The sequence below is a fragment of the Halomonas sp. 1513 genome (genome assembly GCA_001971685.1).
In the GTDB taxonomy this organism is placed as follows: domain Bacteria; phylum Pseudomonadota; class Gammaproteobacteria; order Pseudomonadales; family Halomonadaceae; genus Franzmannia.
Genome location: CP019326.1, coordinates 266,241 through 281,122, shown reverse-complemented (window position 1 = coordinate 281,122; position 14,882 = coordinate 266,241). Strand labels below are relative to the sequence as shown.

Sequence of the window (14,882 nt, the reverse complement as noted above, 5' to 3'; positions counted from 1 at the left end):
CGATGTCCGAGTTCGCCCCCGATTCCGTCGGCCTGGTGACGCCGCAGACCGCGCGCTTCGACGATCCGCTCGAACTGGCCTGCGGGCGCACCCTGCCCGGCTACGAGCTGGTCTACGAGACCTACGGCACCCTCAACGCGGCACGCAGCAACGCCGTGCTGATCTGCCATGCGCTGTCCGGCCACCACCATGCCGCCGGCTACCACAGCAGCGACGAACGCAAGCCCGGCTGGTGGGATGCACACATCGGCCCCGGCAAGTCGATCGACACCGAACGCTTCTTCGTCGTCTCGCTCAACAACTTCGGCGGCTGTCACGGCAGTACCGGCCCGACCAGCGTCAATCCCGAGAGCGGGCGCCTGTGGGGGCCTGACTTTCCCATGATCACCGTCGAGGACTGGGTGAACAGCCAGGCGCGGTTGGCCGACCGGCTGGGCATCGAGCGCTTCGCTGCGGTAGTCGGCGGCAGCCTCGGCGGCATGCAGGTGCTGCAGTGGACGCTGGCCTATCCCGAGCGCATTGCCAACGCCGTGGTGATTGCTGCCACGCCCAAGCTGTCGGCGCAGAACATCGCCTTCAACGAGGTCGCGCGCCAGGCGATCCGCTCCGACCCCGAGTTCTTCGAGGGCTGGTACGCCGAGCATGACACCGTGCCCAAGCGCGGTCTCAAGCTGGCGCGCATGGTGGGGCATATCACCTACCTGTCGGAAGACGCCATGGGCAGCAAGTTCGGCCGCGACCTGCGCAGCGACGACCTCAACTTCGGCTTCGACGTGGAGTTCCAGGTCGAGTCCTACCTGCGCTACCAGGGCGATACCTTCTCGACCTCGTTCGACGCCAACACCTACCTGCTGATGACCAAGGTGCTCGACTACTTCGACCCTGCGGCCAGCCACGGCGGCGACTTGGCCCGCGCCCTGGCACCGGCCAGTTGCCCGTTCCTGGTGGTCAGCTTCTCCACCGACTGGCGCTTCACGCCGTCGCGCTCGCGGGAGCTGGTCAACGCCCTGATTCGCGCCGGCAAGCGCGTCAGCTATGCCAATATCGACTCGCCCCACGGCCACGACGCCTTCCTGCTGCCCGAGCCGCGCTACCGGGCAGTGTTTGCCGGCTTCATGGCTCGCGTGGCCCGTGATCTCGACCTGGAGGGCCACTGATGCGCGCCGACCTTGCGCTGATTCACCGCTGGGTGCCCGAGGGCGCTCGCATTCTCGACCTCGGCTGCGGCGACGGTATGCTGCTCGACGCCCTGGCCCGCGACAAGAACGTCACCGGCTACGGCCTGGAGATCGACCCGGCGGGCATCACCGCCTGTATCGAGAAGGGCGTCAACGTCATCGAGCAGAACCTCGACGACGGCCTGGCCAACTTCGACGACGATGCCTGCGACCTGGTGATCATGACCCAGGCGCTGCAGGCGCTGCGCCGTCCCGACCTGATGCTCGACGAAATGCTGCGCGTCGCCGGCGAGTGCATCATCACCTTCCCCAACTTCGCCTTCTGGCGCCATCGCTGCTACCTCGGCTTCAAGGGCTACATGCCGGTCTCCAAGACGCTGCCCCACGCCTGGTACGACACCCCCAATATTCACCTATCGACCTTCAACGACTTTGAACGCCTGTGCCGCGACAAGGGTCTGATCATCACCGACCGCGCCGTGGGCAACGGCGGCGGCGAGGGCAGCTGGACCACCCGCCTGTGGCCCAACCTGTTCGGCGAGACGGCGATCTTCCGGGTCAGTCGCCGCACCCCGTAACGCAAGGAGGATGAACATGCGCACCGCGACTCTCGCCGGTCTGGGCCTGGCCTTATGGCTGCTGAGCCCGCTGGCCGGCGCCCAGCAGTTCGAACAAGTCGGTGACTACCAGGTCCACTACAGCGCCGTGAACACCAGCTTTCTCAGCGACGAGGTAGCCGAGGCCTACGCCATCCAGCGCAGTCCCGCCCATGCACTGCTCAACGTCAGCGTGGTCGAGGAGCAGGACGACGGCAGCACCCGCCCGGTCAATGTCGCGGTCAGTGGCAGCGTCGGCCCGCTCTCGGGCAGCCAATCGGCGCTGGCGTTTCGCAACGTCCGCGGTCCCGACGATACCCGCGCGCAGATCGCCACCTTCCGCATCCACGACGACGAAGCGCTGCGCTTCGATCTCGACGTGACCTACGACCGTAACCGCGAGCCAGAGCGGGTCAGTTTCATTCAGCGCTTCTATATCGAACGCTAAGCCGGCGCCTCGAGCGTGCGCGCCAGCGTCACCGGCAGGCGCTGTGCCAGGCGGATCGCCCGCGGCACGCCCGCCTCGCGCTCGACCGCACAGCGGTAGGCCAGCACCTCGACGCCACGCTCGGCGACCTCGCGCAGCGTCGCCGCATAGGCCGGGTCGAGGTGTGCCGCCGGGGCCACCGCGTCGATGCCCTCGTGGGCCACGCAGAACAGCAGCACCGCCCGCTGCCCTTCGGCGGCGAGTCGCGCCAGCGTCTCGAGGTGCTTGCGGCCGCGCTCGCTCACCGCATCGGGAAAATAGCCGTGGCCGTCGCGCTCCTTGAGGGTGACCTGCTTGACCTCGACATAGGTCGCGCCACCGTCAGTCGCGGCGAGACGGAAATCGAGGCGGCTCTCCGCCACTGTCGCCTCGCGCCTGAGCGTCTCGAAACCGGCCAGCGGTGCGATGACGCCATCGCGCAGCGCCTCCTCGACGATGGCGTTGGCGCGCCCGGTCTGCACCGAGGCCGTGGCCAGGCTGCCATCTGGCTGGGGCAGCTCGATCAGCTCCCAGGTCCAGGCCAGCTTGCGCTTGGGGTTATCGCTGGGCGACAGCCACACCCGGCAGCCGGGGACGTTGACCGCACGCATCGAGCCGGTGTTGGGGCAGTGGGCGACCACCACCCGGCCATCGTCGAGCTCGATATCGGCGAGAAAACGCTTGTAGCGCCGCAGCAGGGTGCCGGGCACCAGCGCCGGATACTCCATCAGGCCCCCTGGCGGGCCAGGAAGCGCTCGAGGCGCTGCAGCGCCTCCTCGAGCCTGGCCACGTCAGTGGTGAAGGCAATGCGCACATGGTGCTCGCCGCCGCGCACGGCGAAATCGATGCCCGGGGTGATCGCCACTCCCTCCTCGGCCAGCAGCCGCCGGCAGAAGGCCTGGCTGTCGTGGCTGTAGCGGGCGATATCGAGCCACACATAGAAGGCGCCCTGGGGCGCCAGCGACGGCGCCAGACCGAGCCGCGCCAGCCCCACCAGCAGCGCATCGCGACGCCGGCCGAGCTCGCGGCGCTGGGCCTCGAGAATCTCCCGGCACTCGGGGGTGAAGGCCGCCAGCGCGGCATACTGGGACGGCGTCGGGGCGGCCAGGAAGACATTCTGCGCCAGCCGCGTGAGCGGCTCCACTGCCGCCTCGGGCGCCACCAGCCAGCCCAGCCGCCAGCCGGTCATGCCGAAGTACTTGGAGAAGCTGTTGACCACGAACGCCTCGGGCGCCAGCGCGGTGGCCGACAGCGGCGCCAGGTCGTAGCTGAGCCCCTGGTAGATCTCGTCGACCAGCAGCTCGCCGCCGCACGCCGCCACCGCCTGGGCCACCGCCGTGAGCTGGGCGGCATCCAGCATGTGCCCGGTGGGGTTGGAGGGCGAGGCCAGCATCGCCAGCCGTGTATCGTCGCGCCAGTGGCGCGCGACCAGCGCCGCGTCGAGCTGCCAGCCGCTGTCGTCGCCCACCGACACGCAGTCCAGTTCGGCGCCGGCCATGCTCATGAAGTGGCGATTGCAGGGATAGTTGGGGTCGGCCATCAGCACCCGGTCGCCGTGCTCCACCAGCAGTTGGCTGGCCAGCAGCAGCGCCCCGGATGCACCGGGCGTCACGATGATCCGCGCCGGGTCGACCTCCACGTCGAAGTGCTCGCGATAGTGGCCGCTGATCGCCTCACGCAGCGCCGGCAGCCCGGCCGCCGGCGTATAGCGGGTGCGTCCGTCGGCGAGCGCCTGCTGGCCGGCAGCCACCACCGGCGCCGGGGTAGCAAAATCGGGCTCACCGACCTCCAGGTGAATCACGTCGGCCCCTCTCGCCTCCAGGGCCTGGGCCGCCTCGAGCAGGCCCATCACGCGAAAAGGCTGAACGCTCGCCAGCCGGCCACTCCACCGCATTGCCATCCTCCTGTGTCACGCCTTGTTTCGGCACCTTGGCGCCACTTGTGTGGTCGAACCCTTAGTGTAAGCGGACTCACCCGCCTTGCGCAGCGTCATGGAAAGTATCAAGGAGGGCCATCAGGTCACAGGCAGTGGTTGCAAAGGCGGCGTTTTTTCGCTAAACAAGCAAACCTTCGGCACAAGTGTCTCTCAGCTTGGGTCAGGGTATTGTTCAGTAGTCACACAAGTAACGAGGCAGCCCCATGCCAGTAGCAGCCAAGAAAACGGAAGCGCCCAAGAAATTCACCCCCTACGAGCCGGCGGCGGGTGAAGAGTACATGAACGAGAAGCAGCTCGAGCACTTCCGACAGATCCTGCTGGGCTGGAAACAGGAGCTCATGGAAGAGGTCGACCGCACCGTGCGTCACCTGCAGGAAGAGGCCAACAACTACGCCGACCCGGCGGACCGCGCCACTCAGGAAGAGGGCTTCAGTCTCGAACTGCGCACCCGCGACCGCGAGCGCAAGCTGCTCAAGAAGATCAACGAGACCATCGACAAGATCGATGAGGACGACTACGGCTTCTGCGAAGCCTGCGGCGTCGAGATCGGCATCCGCCGCCTCGAGGCGCGCCCCACCGCCACCCTATGCGTCGACTGCAAGACGCTGGCCGAGCTCAAGGAAAAGCAGCTGGGCGGCTAACGTCATGCGCCCGGCGCACACCCATCACGGCGACGGGCACCCTCCAGGTGCCCGTTTGTCGATCTGGACGGCACGCGGGTCATGAGCGTTGCGCGCGGCCGCTTTGCGCCGACGCCCTCGGGCCCACTGCACTTCGGCTCGCTGGTGGCGGCGCTGGGCAGCTATCTGGATGCCCGCCACGTCGGCGGCGAGTGGCTGCTGCGCGTCGAGGATATCGACCCGCCGCGCTGCCCGCCCGATGCCGCCGACACCATCCTGCGCCAGTTGGAGGCCTTCGGCCTGCACTGGGACGGCCCCGTGCACTACCAGAGCCAGCGCCACGCCGCCTACCAGGCCGCCCTGGAGCGGCTGATCGCCGCGGGTCTCGCCTACCCGTGCAGCTGCTCACGCAAGCAGTGGCGCGACTATGCCATCTACCCCGGCTGGTGCCGCACCGGCGTGCGCGAGCCCGACAAGCCCCAGGCCTGGCGGCTGCGAAGCGACCGCGGGCTGCGCCCGGTGGCGTGGCAGGACCGGCTGTTCGGCGCCCAGCGCTTCGACCCCGCCGAGCTCGGCGACGTGGTGCTCAAGCGCAAGGACCGGCTGTGGGCCTACCAGCTGGCGGTGGTGGTCGATGACGCCGCCCAGGGCATCAGCGACGTGGTACGCGGCCTCGACCTGCTCGACAACACGCCCTGGCAGCGCCAGCTGCAGCACGCCCTTGGCTACCCCGAGCCGCGCTACCTGCACCTGCCGCTGATCGTCGCCGCCAACGGCCAGAAGCTCTCCAAGCAGAACCTGGCGCCGGCGCTGCCCCACGCTGACGGTGCCGCGCTGCGCCGCCTGTTGCATCGGGCACTGCTGGCCCTCGACCAGGCGCCGGATCCGGCCGCGGCCGACGCCCCGGTGTCCGAGCAGTTGGCCAGCGCGATACCGCGCTGGGATTCACGCCGCCTCAGCCCCCAGCGCCACCGCCGCGACACGAGCTGATACCATCGTCAACACCGGTACCTCTCGAGGACGCCCATGTACGTCTATCGCATCATGCTGTTCCTGGTGTTTGGCGGCTATCTGCTATCGCCGCTGCTGATGAGCGGCTGGGCCAGCCCCGGCACCGCCTGGTATCGCCCGTTCCTGATCTGGGCCGGGCTGATCGCCCTGACGGTATGGCTGGAACAGAAGAGAAAGCTCGATGAACGCTAGTCTCAGCGTCCCCGCCGTGCTGCTGCTCGGCAGCGGCTATCTGGCGCTGCTGTTCCTCTGTGCACTGGCCGTCGAGCGCGGCTGGGTGCCGTCACGCATTGCCCGCCACCCGGCGGTCTACACCCTGGCGCTGGGGGTCTACGCCAGCGCCTGGGCGGTGTACGGCAGCCTCGAACTGGCCAGCGAGGCGGGCTACGGCTACCTCGCCTACTACCTCGGCGTGGCCGGTGCCTTCCTGCTCGCGCCGGTGCTGCTGCTGCCGATCCAGCGCATGACCCGCACCCACCAGCTGTCGTCGCTGGCCGACCTGTTCGCTTTCCGCTTCCGCTCGCGCTGGGTCGGCAGCCTGATCACCCTGGTCAGCCTGCTGGCGGTACTGCCGCTGCTGGCCCTGCAGGTCCAGACCCTGGGCAGCGCCATCCATCTGATGACCGGCAGCGCCACCCCGGGGCTGCTGGCGCTGGGCTTCTGTGCGCTGATCGCGCTGTTCGCGATCCTCTTCGGCGCTCGACATACCCGGCTCCATGCGCGTCACGACACCCTGCTGGCGACCATCGCCGTGGAGTCGCTGGTCAAGCTCGCCGCGATGCTGGCTCTCGGCGGCGTGGCGCTGTTCGGTATCTTCGACGGTCCCGCCGACCTGCAGGCCTGGCTCGACGGCCCGGGCCTCGCCCAGCAGGCTGCCATTCCGCCCCTCGACCCGGCCCACTGGCGCACCCTGCTGCTGCTGTTCTTCGCCGCGGCCTTCCTGATGCCGCACATGTTCCACATGACCTTCGCCGAGACGCTGTCGCGGCGCGCCCTGCTGCAGGCCGGCTGGAGCCTGCCGCTCTACCTGCTGCTGATGGCGCTGCCGGTGCCGCTGATCCTGTGGGGCGCCCAGCGTGTCGGCGCCGACGCCGAGCTGCTCGGCAGCGCCTATCTGGCGTTCGGCCTGGCCGACGCCTGGTGGGTCGACGCGCTGGCGTTCATCGCCGGACTGGCCGCGGCCAGCGGCACCATGATCATCATCGCGCTGGCGCTGTCGGGAATGATCCTCAACCATATCGTGCTGGTCGCCCACCCGCCGACCTACCAGCCCGACCTCTACCGCTGGCTGCGCTGGCTGCGCCGTGCGTTGATCGCCGCGGTGATCTTCGGCGGCTGGCTGCTGTATCGCACGGTCGGCGTGAACCACGACCTTACCGCGCTGGGCATTACCGCCTTCGTCGGCATGGCACAGTGTCTGCCCGGCATGCTGGCGGTGCTCTACTGGCCGGGAGCCAATCGCAAGGGCATGGTCTCGGGACTGCTGGTGGGGGTATCGATCTGGCTGGCCGGGCTATGGCTGCCACTGCTCACCGCCCAGCCGGGGCTGGTGATCATCCCCCCAGGACTCGAGGCGCTGGAGGGCGAGCCGCCCTGGTACGTGGTGACGCTGCTGGCACTGGCTGCCAACATCCTGACCTTCATTCTGGTCTCGCTGCTCACGCGCACCTCCGCAGGCGAGCGCGCCGCCGCCGAGGCCTGCTCGGTGGATGCCGTGATCCGCCCCAAGCGCCTGCCGCTGAGTGCCGCCAACGGCGCCGAGTTTCAGCGCCAGCTGGCCCAGGCGCTGGGCGAGGAGGTCGCCGAACGCGAAGTCACCCGCGCCCTCGGCGCGCTGCGCATGAGCGCCGACGATAGCCGCCCCTATGCGCTGCGACGGCTGCGCGACCGCATCCAGGCCAACCTCTCAGGGCTGATGGGCCCCTCGGTGGCACAGGACATCGTCGATCGCTTCCTGCCCTACCAGCGCAACGGCCAGGCCGAGACCGACGATATCCACTTCGTCGAGAGCCGCCTGGAGGCTTATCGTTCGCGGCTTACCGGCCTGGCCCGCGAGCTCGACGGCCTGCGCCGCTACCACCGCCGCACCCTGACCCAACTGCCTATCGGGCTGTGCGCCTTCGGCGACGACGGTGAGCTGCTGATGTGGAACGACGCCCTGGCCGAACTCTCCGGCATTAGCGGTGCCAGCGTCATCGGCGCACGGCGCGACAGCCTGCCGGCCCCGTGGAGCGAGCTGCTGGGACGCATCCTCGAGCAGCAGCACAGTCATCTCTACAAGCAGCAGGTGAACCTGGCCGTCGGCACCCGCTTCCTGACCCTGCACAAGGCGGTGCTGCAGCCCGGCGACGCCGAGCGCGGCGGCAGCGTGATCCTGGTCGAGGATCATAGCGAGATGAAGTGGCTCGAAGACGAGCTGGTCCACGCTGCCCGGCTGGCCTCGATCGGCCAGCTGTCGGCCGGCGTCGCCCACGAGATCGGCAATCCCATCACCGGCATCTCGTCGCTGGCCCAGAACCTGCGCTACGACACCGACGACCCCGAGGTGCTGGAGACCGCCGAGCAGATCCAGCAGCTCACCGACCGTGTCTCGCGCATCGTCTCCTCGCTGGTCGGCTTCGCCCACGGCGGTCGTCACGTCCACGGCACCGTGTTCCAACCGGTGGTCGTTGCCGAGATCGCTGACGAAGCGCTCCACTTGATCCACCTGGCACGCTCGGGCGAGGATGTGGGGTATCGTAACCTGTGTCCGCCGGCGCTTACGGTCGAGGGCGACGCCCAGCGGCTGGTACAGGTGCTGGTCAACCTGCTCAGCAATGCCCGCGATGCCAGCCCCGCGGGAGGCGAAGTGACCCTCGATGCCTACCGCGACGGCGACGGCGTCAGCCTGACGGTCAGCGACCAGGGCCCGGGCATTGCCGACGAGATCCGCGACCACCTGTTCGAGCCCTTCACCACCACCAAGGCGCCCGGCGAGGGCACCGGCCTGGGCCTGCCGCTGGTCTACAGCATCATCGCCGAGCACCACGGCCAGATTCATATCGACTCGCCGCCCCCCGGGCGCAACGTCGGCACCCGCATTCGCCTGTGGCTGCCCATGACCAGAGAGGACGGCAATGAGCCGGATTCTGATTGTTGAAGACGAGAGCATCATTCGCAGCGCCCTGAAGCGCCTGCTCGAGCGTCACGACTACCAGGTCAGCGAGGCCGGTTCGGTGGACGACGCCCTGGCCCTCGACCCGCAGCGCTTCGACCTGGTGATCAGCGACCTGCGCCTGCCCGGCGAGCCGGGCACCGCGCTGATCGACGCCGCCGCGCCGGTACCGGTGCTGATCATGACCAGCTACGCCAGCATGCGCTCGGCCGTCGATGCCCTCAAGCAGGGCGCCCTGGACTATATCGCCAAGCCCTTCGACCACGATGAGCTGCTCGGCACCGTGGCCAAGGCCCTGGAAAACAGCGCCAGCCATACGCTCCCACCGGGCGATACCGCCAGCCAGGCCAGTACGGCGCAGACCATGATCGGCAGCTGTGCCGCCATGCAGGCGGTATATACCCGTATCCGCAAGACCGCCCCCGCCGACGTCACGGTGCTGATCCAGGGCGAATCGGGCACCGGCAAGGAGCTGGTCGCACGCGCCATCCACCAGCAGAGCCGGCGCGCCCGCGCGCCGCTGATCTGCGTCAACTGTGCAGCGATTCCCGAGACCCTGATCGAGTCGGAGCTGTTCGGCCACGAGAAAGGTGCCTTCACCGGCGCCAGCGCGGCGCGTACCGGCCTGGTCGAGGCTGCCGACGGCGGCACCCTGTTCCTCGACGAGATCGGTGAACTGCCGCTCGACGCCCAGGCGCGCCTGCTGCGGGTACTGCAGGAGGGCGAGATCCGCAAGATCGGCTCGGTGGAGACGCGCCACGTCGACGTGCGCCTGATCGCCGCCACCCACCGCGACTTGCGCAGCCTATCCAAGACCGGCGAATTCCGCCTCGACCTCTACTACCGCCTCAACGTGATGCAGATCGACCTGCCGCCGCTGCGTGAACGCGATGAGGACATCCTGACCCTCGCCGATGTGCTGCTCGACAGCGCCTGCCAGCGCCACGAGCGGCGCGGCCTCAAGCTGTCGCGATCAGCACGCCGCGAGATCCGCGACTACCCATGGCCCGGCAATGTCCGTGAACTGGAGAACGCCCTCGAACGCGGCGTGATCCTCGCCGAAGGGCATTTGATCCACCCTGACGACCTGGGCCTGCACCCAGCCTCCACGGCGCGGCCCAGCCGGCCGGTCAGCCCACCGACGCAAACTGCTGCCGCCACCCCCGACAGCATCAGCGAAGACGACCTGTCACTGGAGGACTATTTCCAGCACTTCGTGCTCGAGCATCAGGATCAGATGAGCGAGACCGAGCTCGCCCAGAAGCTAGGCATCAGCCGCAAATGCCTCTGGGAGCGGCGCCAACGGCTAGGCATCCCGCGCAAGAAGAGCAGCCGCAGCCGGGCCACCGGCTAGCCCGGCCGACACAACCCGACCATGGTCTAAGCGCCTTCGTCCTCCACGACGAAGGCGTTTTCGTGCCCGCCACCGGCCTCGCATGCACCAGTTGTTACCATCCCACACAGGAGTTGCCCCAGCATGGCCCAGGGGCGGTAACACAGCGGCCGCAGGCATCGTCAGGAACTTATGCCAACGAGAGCAACCACCTGAAAATAAAAAGATAAATCTTTAGTGGCACGGTCACTGCAGTATCTTAGGGCAAGAAAAACAACATCCGGACGCTGTCCCTCGCCACGTAACAACAACAAGGTGGATGACAGCGCGACCCGACGCTCAATAATAACAAGCCTGCGTCGGGCTGAGACACGCGAGCATTCGGTAGGCTCCAGGAGCCCAACAACAACAACAACAACACACCGCTGCCGCGACTCGACCACAACAAGCACAACAGGGTCGAGGGTCCGGAAGACGAACCAGGACGCGACGCACCGCGCAGCCGCAATAACAAGAACAGGCGGCTCAGAGGTGCACCTCCGGCAACAATAACAACAGACCGGAGGAAGGTAGCTTGCTACCGTCGTGGTTGGATTATTGTTTTGAATACGAGACGGTCGCCACCAGGAAGATCGACAACAACAAGAGCGTTGCTTGCCTGCTGATCCCTTGGCTGACTGTGGTGCGTATTCAAGGCGATGCGCCATCACGAAGAAAAATTATCAGCACGGACCGCTGAACGCATGCTTCGGGGGAGGCCTTAGGGTCTCCCCCTTCTGCGTGCGCATAAGGGACAACCGCGCCATCTACGCCACCCTTCGACCACACGCGATGGTTTCCAAGGTGTCGGCGGTCGGCTACACTGGAGTTTTCGCCCATAGCGAGTCGATATCGCTGCATGTTCAAAGGATTTACCCGCTTTCTCCAACGCCCCGGTGAACGTTTGAAGAGTCTCTTCGGAAGCCAGGACGGCCCCGCTGTCAGCCATGGGCTCCAGATCATTCCGCGCGACCAGCACCCGGTCTCCCGGCGCCAGTTCAGCGAACCGGCGCTCAAGGTGCTGTACCGCCTGCACAACGCCGGCTACGAAGCCTATCTGGTGGGCGGCTGCATCCGCGACTCGCTGCTCGGCCAGATCCCCAAGGACTTCGACGTCGCCACCGACGCGACCCCCGAGCAGCTGCGCGATCTGTTTCGTAATTCACGCATCATCGGCCGGCGCTTTCGCATCGTCCACGTGCGGTTCGGTCGTGAGGTGATCGAGGTCACCACCTTCCGCGGTCGCCCGGGAGACGACCATGGCACCCAGCAGTCGCAGCAGTCCGAGGATGGCCTGCTGCTGCGCGACAACGTCTGGGGCAACGTCGAAGAAGATGCGCTGCGCCGCGACTTCACGGTCAATGCGCTGTACTACAACATCGCCGATTTCTCGATACACGACTGGGCCAACGGCCTGCGCGATATCGAATCGCGCACCCTGCGCTTGATCGGCGACCCCGAGACCCGCTACCGCGAAGACCCGGTGCGCATGCTGCGCGCCATCCGCTTCGCCGGCAAGCTCGACTTCGCCATTGCCGAGGCCACCGAGGCACCGATCCGCGAACTGGCCCCCCTGCTGCTGCAGATTCCGCCGGCGCGACTGTTCGACGAGGTGCTCAAGCTGATGCTGGCCGGCTATGCCCTGGCCACCTTCCGGCTGCTGCGCGAATACGGGCTTTTCGCGATGCTGTTCCCGGAAGCCGACGAGAGCATTGCCGAGCTGCCCTGGGCCGAGGCGCTGATCGAGCGGGCCCTGGCCAACACCGATGCACGCATTCAGGAAGGCCGGCCGGTCACGCCGGCGTTCCTGTTCGCCGCGCTGCTGTGGCCCGGCGTCACCCGGCGCATGGCACACCTAGCCGACGACGGCATGCCGCCGATCCCCGCGCTGCAGGCGGCATCACAGCAGGCGGTGTCGCGCCAGCTGCAGCATATCTCGATCCCCAAGCGCTTCAGCCTGCCGATGCGCGATATCTGGGACCTGCAACAGCGGCTGCCCAAGCGCCGCGGCAAGCGCGCCTTCCAGACCCGCGAACACCCACGCTTCCGCGCGGCCTACGATTTCCTGCTGCTGCGCGAGGAGGCCGGCGAGATCGAGCCCGGCCTTGGTGCCTGGTGGACGGCCTTCCAGGAAGCCGATGAGCACGAGCAGCGGCGCCTGCTGGGCAAGGTCGACGCCGACCCTGCCGGCACGCCCGGACCGCGCAAACGCCGGCCACGCAAACGGCGGCGGCGCGCCTCGTCGCCCTCTGGGCAAGATGGCTGACGTACACCTTGCCTATATCGGCCTGGGCAGCAATCTCGAAGATCCTCTCGCCCAGATCCAGCAAGCGCTTGCGGCCCTGGGCCGCCTGCCGCTGACCCGGCGCGTGGCAGCCTCCCCTTGTTATGCCAGCCGCCCGGTGGGCCCTCAGGACCAGCCCGACTTCATCAACGCCGTGGCCGCCCTCGAGACACGCCTTTCACCGCTGGCACTGCTCGATCAGCTCCAGGCGCTGGAACAGCGCCAGCGCAGGAAACGCCTGCGCCACTGGGGGCCACGCACCCTCGATCTCGACCTGCTGCTGCATGACGACACCTGCCTGGCCTCGCCGCGGCTCACGCTGCCTCACCCGCACATGGCCAGCCGCGGCTTCGTGCTGCTACCCTTGGCCAATATCGCGCCCACGCTATGCCTTCCGGACGGCCGCCGCATTGCCGACCTGGCGGCACGGCACGCCGGTGATGGCTTGCGTGCACTGTTACCCCAAAGGTAGAGTTGCCGCACCAACGTTACTGTTTCACCCCTGTTTGCGCGAACGCCCGGCTCGGCGGTAACAGGCGGCGTAACACCCGAGCCGAACCACGCCAGCACGACGGTCGTTGTCAGCGCCGTCGGCACGATAATGATGAGATCGGATACCATGAAAACGATCACCTTGAGCACGCTGCAGGCCTACAAGCGTGCCGGCGAAACGTTCAGCTGCCTGACCGCCTACGATGCCTCCTTCGCCCGCGCCGCCTCCGAGGCCGGCGTCGAGGTACTGCTGGTGGGTGACTCGCTGGGCATGGTGCTCCAGGGGCATGCCAGCACCCTGCCGGTCACCCTCGACGACATCTGCTACCACACCCGCTGCGCAGCCCGCGGCAAGGGTGCCAGCCTGCTGATGGTCGACCTGCCGTTCATGAGCAACACCGGCCGCGAGCGGCTGCTGCAGGACGCCGGGGCGCTGATGCGTGCCGGCGCCGAGATGGTCAAGCTCGAGGGCGAGGCGTGGATGGCCGACGACATTCGCGAGCTGACCCGCCGCGGCGTGCCGGTCTGCGCCCATCTTGGCCTGACCCCGCAGACCGTCTACCAGCTCGGCGGCTACAAGGTCCAGGGCCGTGACAGCGAGCGCGCCGAGCAGATCGTCGACGATGCGCGCACCCTGGTCGCGGCCGGCGCCTCGGTGATCCTGCTCGAGTGCGTGCCGGCGAGCCTGGGCCGCGCGGTGCGCGAAGCGGTCGAGGTGCCGGTGATCGGCATCGGCGCCGGGGTCGACGTCGACGGTCAGATCCTGGTGATGCACGACGTGCTCGGCGTTACCCACGGCCGCACGCCGCGCTTCGTCAAGAACTTCATGGCCGAGGCCGACGACATCCAGGGTGCCTTCCGCCGCTACCACGAGGACGTCAAGGCCCGCCGCTTTCCGGCCGACGAGCACAGCTTCTAATGAATACCCTGTCAGACATCAGCGCCCTGCGCGCGGCGCTGGAGCCCGCGCGCCGCCAGGGTCGCCGTATTGCCCTCGTCCCCACCATGGGCAACCTACACGCCGGTCACCTGGCGCTGGTCGAGGCGGCCCGCCAGCGCGTCGACCTGGTGGTAGCGACGATCTTCGTCAATCCCATGCAGTTCGGCCCCGGCGAGGACCTCGACGCCTATCCCCGCACCCTGGCCGATGACCAGGCCGGGCTGGCGCGTGCCGGCTGCGACCTGCTGTTCACCCCGGATAGCGCCAGTCTCTACCCCCGCGGCCTCGAGACCCACACCCGTATCCGCGTGCCCCAGGTCAGCGAAGGGCTGTGCGGCGGCTCGCGCCCGGGACACTTCGACGGCGTGGCCACCGTGGTCAGCATCCTCTTCAACCTGGTGCAACCCGATGTGGCCTGCTTCGGCGAGAAGGACTACCAGCAGCTGGCGGTGATTCGTCGCCTGGTCAGTGACCTGCACCTGCCGATCGAGATCGTGGGAGTCCCCATCGTGCGCGCCGACGACGGCCTGGCGCTCTCCTCGCGCAACGGCTATCTCAGCGCCGAGCAGCGCGCCCAGGCGCCGGGCCTCTACCGCACCCTGTGCGAACTGCGCGATGCGCTGCTGACCGGCGAGCCCCGTGCAGCGGCCATCAATAGCGCCCTGCTGCGCCTAGCCGAGCGCGGCTTCACCCCGGACTACCTCGAAGTGCGCGCCCCTGACCTGAGCCCGCTGGGGCCCGATAGCCGCGAGGCGGTGATTCTCGCCGCGGCACAGCTCGGCCCGGCACGACTGATCGATAACCTTGGCCTGACGCTCCCCGCCTAGCGGCAG

13 protein-coding genes are annotated in these 14,882 nt (G+C 67.9%); 11 read left to right on the top strand and 2 right to left on the bottom strand.

Annotated features, from left to right (window positions below):
- The first annotated feature begins 2 nt into the window (after nt 1-2).
- From BWR19_01335 to BWR19_01325, 3 genes are read left to right on the top strand one after another with little or no spacing between them, the layout of a single operon-like run.
- Nucleotides 3-1,157, top strand: coding sequence for a homoserine O-acetyltransferase (locus BWR19_01335; protein ID APX91700.1), 1,155 nt, complete (start codon nt 3-5; stop codon nt 1,155-1,157).
- Complete coding sequence (locus BWR19_01330; protein APX91699.1) at nt 1,157-1,756, top strand: methionine biosynthesis protein MetW; 600 nt, start codon at nt 1,157-1,159, stop codon at nt 1,754-1,756. The genes BWR19_01335 and BWR19_01330 overlap by 1 nt, the downstream gene beginning before the upstream one ends.
- 16 nt (nt 1,757-1,772) lie before the next feature.
- Nucleotides 1,773-2,222, top strand: coding sequence for a hypothetical protein (locus BWR19_01325; protein APX91698.1), 450 nt, complete (start codon nt 1,773-1,775; stop codon nt 2,220-2,222).
- Here BWR19_01325 and BWR19_01320 read toward each other — a convergent pair.
- Nucleotides 2,219-2,968, bottom strand: a complete 750-nt coding sequence (locus BWR19_01320; GenBank protein ID APX91697.1) for a sugar fermentation stimulation protein SfsA — start codon at nt 2,966-2,968, stop codon at nt 2,219-2,221. The genes BWR19_01325 and BWR19_01320 overlap by 4 nt on opposite strands.
- Nucleotides 2,968-4,134, bottom strand: coding sequence for an aminotransferase (locus BWR19_01315; protein APX91696.1), 1,167 nt, complete (start codon nt 4,132-4,134; stop codon nt 2,968-2,970). Before BWR19_01315 ends, BWR19_01320 begins: the two co-directional genes overlap by 1 nt.
- Nucleotides 4,135-4,379: 245 nt before the next feature.
- On the opposite strand from BWR19_01315, the gene BWR19_01310 reads away from it, so the two are divergent.
- The 8 genes from BWR19_01310 (at nt 4,380) to BWR19_01275 (ending at nt 14,876) form a co-directional block, all read left to right on the top strand.
- On the top strand, nt 4,380-4,817 hold the full coding sequence (locus BWR19_01310; GenBank protein APX91695.1) for an RNA polymerase-binding protein DksA: 438 nt from the start codon (nt 4,380-4,382) through the stop codon (nt 4,815-4,817).
- An 81-nt stretch (nt 4,818-4,898) separates the two neighbouring features.
- A complete protein-coding gene (locus BWR19_01305; protein ID APX91694.1) occupies nt 4,899-5,786 on the top strand; it encodes a tRNA glutamyl-Q(34) synthetase GluQRS in 888 nt (295 codons plus the stop codon).
- Nucleotides 5,787-5,988: 202 nt separating this feature from the next.
- Nucleotides 5,989-8,946 (top strand): ATPase, encoded by a 2,958-nt coding sequence (locus BWR19_01300; protein ID APX91693.1) that lies wholly within the window; start codon nt 5,989-5,991, stop codon nt 8,944-8,946.
- On the top strand, nt 8,924-10,315 hold the full coding sequence (locus BWR19_01295; GenBank protein ID APX91692.1) for a response regulator: 1,392 nt from the start codon (nt 8,924-8,926) through the stop codon (nt 10,313-10,315). Before BWR19_01300 ends, BWR19_01295 begins: the two co-directional genes overlap by 23 nt.
- Nucleotides 10,316-11,192: 877 nt before the next feature.
- Nucleotides 11,193-12,599 (top strand): poly(A) polymerase, encoded by a 1,407-nt coding sequence (locus BWR19_01290; protein APX91691.1) that lies wholly within the window; start codon nt 11,193-11,195, stop codon nt 12,597-12,599.
- Nucleotides 12,592-13,089, top strand: coding sequence for a 2-amino-4-hydroxy-6-hydroxymethyldihydropteridine diphosphokinase (locus tag BWR19_01285; protein APX91690.1), 498 nt, complete (start codon nt 12,592-12,594; stop codon nt 13,087-13,089). The genes BWR19_01290 and BWR19_01285 overlap by 8 nt, the downstream gene beginning before the upstream one ends.
- Before the next feature lie 147 nt (nt 13,090-13,236).
- Entirely contained in the window at nt 13,237-14,028 is a 792-nt protein-coding gene (locus tag BWR19_01280) for a 3-methyl-2-oxobutanoate hydroxymethyltransferase (GenBank protein APX91689.1), read from the top strand.
- Entirely contained in the window at nt 14,028-14,876 is an 849-nt protein-coding gene (locus tag BWR19_01275) for a pantoate--beta-alanine ligase (GenBank protein APX91688.1), read from the top strand. The genes BWR19_01280 and BWR19_01275 overlap by 1 nt, the downstream gene beginning before the upstream one ends.
- The last annotated feature ends 6 nt before the right edge of the window (nt 14,877-14,882 follow it).

What these genes read in the sequence shown, in the direction of transcription:
- BWR19_01300 (APX91693.1), top strand. Translation starts at nt 5,989, where the DNA reads ATGAACGCTAGTCTCAGCGTCCCCGCCGTGCTGCTGCTCGGCAGCGGC.
- BWR19_01305 (APX91694.1), top strand. Translation starts at nt 4,899, where the DNA reads ATGAGCGTTGCGCGCGGCCGCTTTGCGCCGACGCCCTCGGGCCCACTG.
- BWR19_01285 (APX91690.1), top strand. Translation starts at nt 12,592, where the DNA reads ATGGCTGACGTACACCTTGCCTATATCGGCCTGGGCAGCAATCTCGAA.
- BWR19_01335 (APX91700.1), top strand. Translation starts at nt 3, where the DNA reads ATGTCCGAGTTCGCCCCCGATTCCGTCGGCCTGGTGACGCCGCAGACC.
- BWR19_01290 (APX91691.1), top strand. Translation starts at nt 11,193, where the DNA reads ATGTTCAAAGGATTTACCCGCTTTCTCCAACGCCCCGGTGAACGTTTG.
- BWR19_01310 (APX91695.1), top strand. Translation starts at nt 4,380, where the DNA reads ATGCCAGTAGCAGCCAAGAAAACGGAAGCGCCCAAGAAATTCACCCCC.
- BWR19_01295 (APX91692.1), top strand. Translation starts at nt 8,924, where the DNA reads ATGAGCCGGATTCTGATTGTTGAAGACGAGAGCATCATTCGCAGCGCC.
- BWR19_01325 (APX91698.1), top strand. Translation starts at nt 1,773, where the DNA reads ATGCGCACCGCGACTCTCGCCGGTCTGGGCCTGGCCTTATGGCTGCTG.
- BWR19_01275 (APX91688.1), top strand. Translation starts at nt 14,028, where the DNA reads ATGAATACCCTGTCAGACATCAGCGCCCTGCGCGCGGCGCTGGAGCCC.
- BWR19_01330 (APX91699.1), top strand. Translation starts at nt 1,157, where the DNA reads ATGCGCGCCGACCTTGCGCTGATTCACCGCTGGGTGCCCGAGGGCGCT.
- BWR19_01320 (APX91697.1), bottom strand. Translation starts at nt 2,968, where the DNA reads ATGGAGTATCCGGCGCTGGTGCCCGGCACCCTGCTGCGGCGCTACAAG.
- BWR19_01280 (APX91689.1), top strand. Translation starts at nt 13,237, where the DNA reads ATGAAAACGATCACCTTGAGCACGCTGCAGGCCTACAAGCGTGCCGGC.
- BWR19_01315 (APX91696.1), bottom strand. Translation starts at nt 4,134, where the DNA reads ATGCGGTGGAGTGGCCGGCTGGCGAGCGTTCAGCCTTTTCGCGTGATG.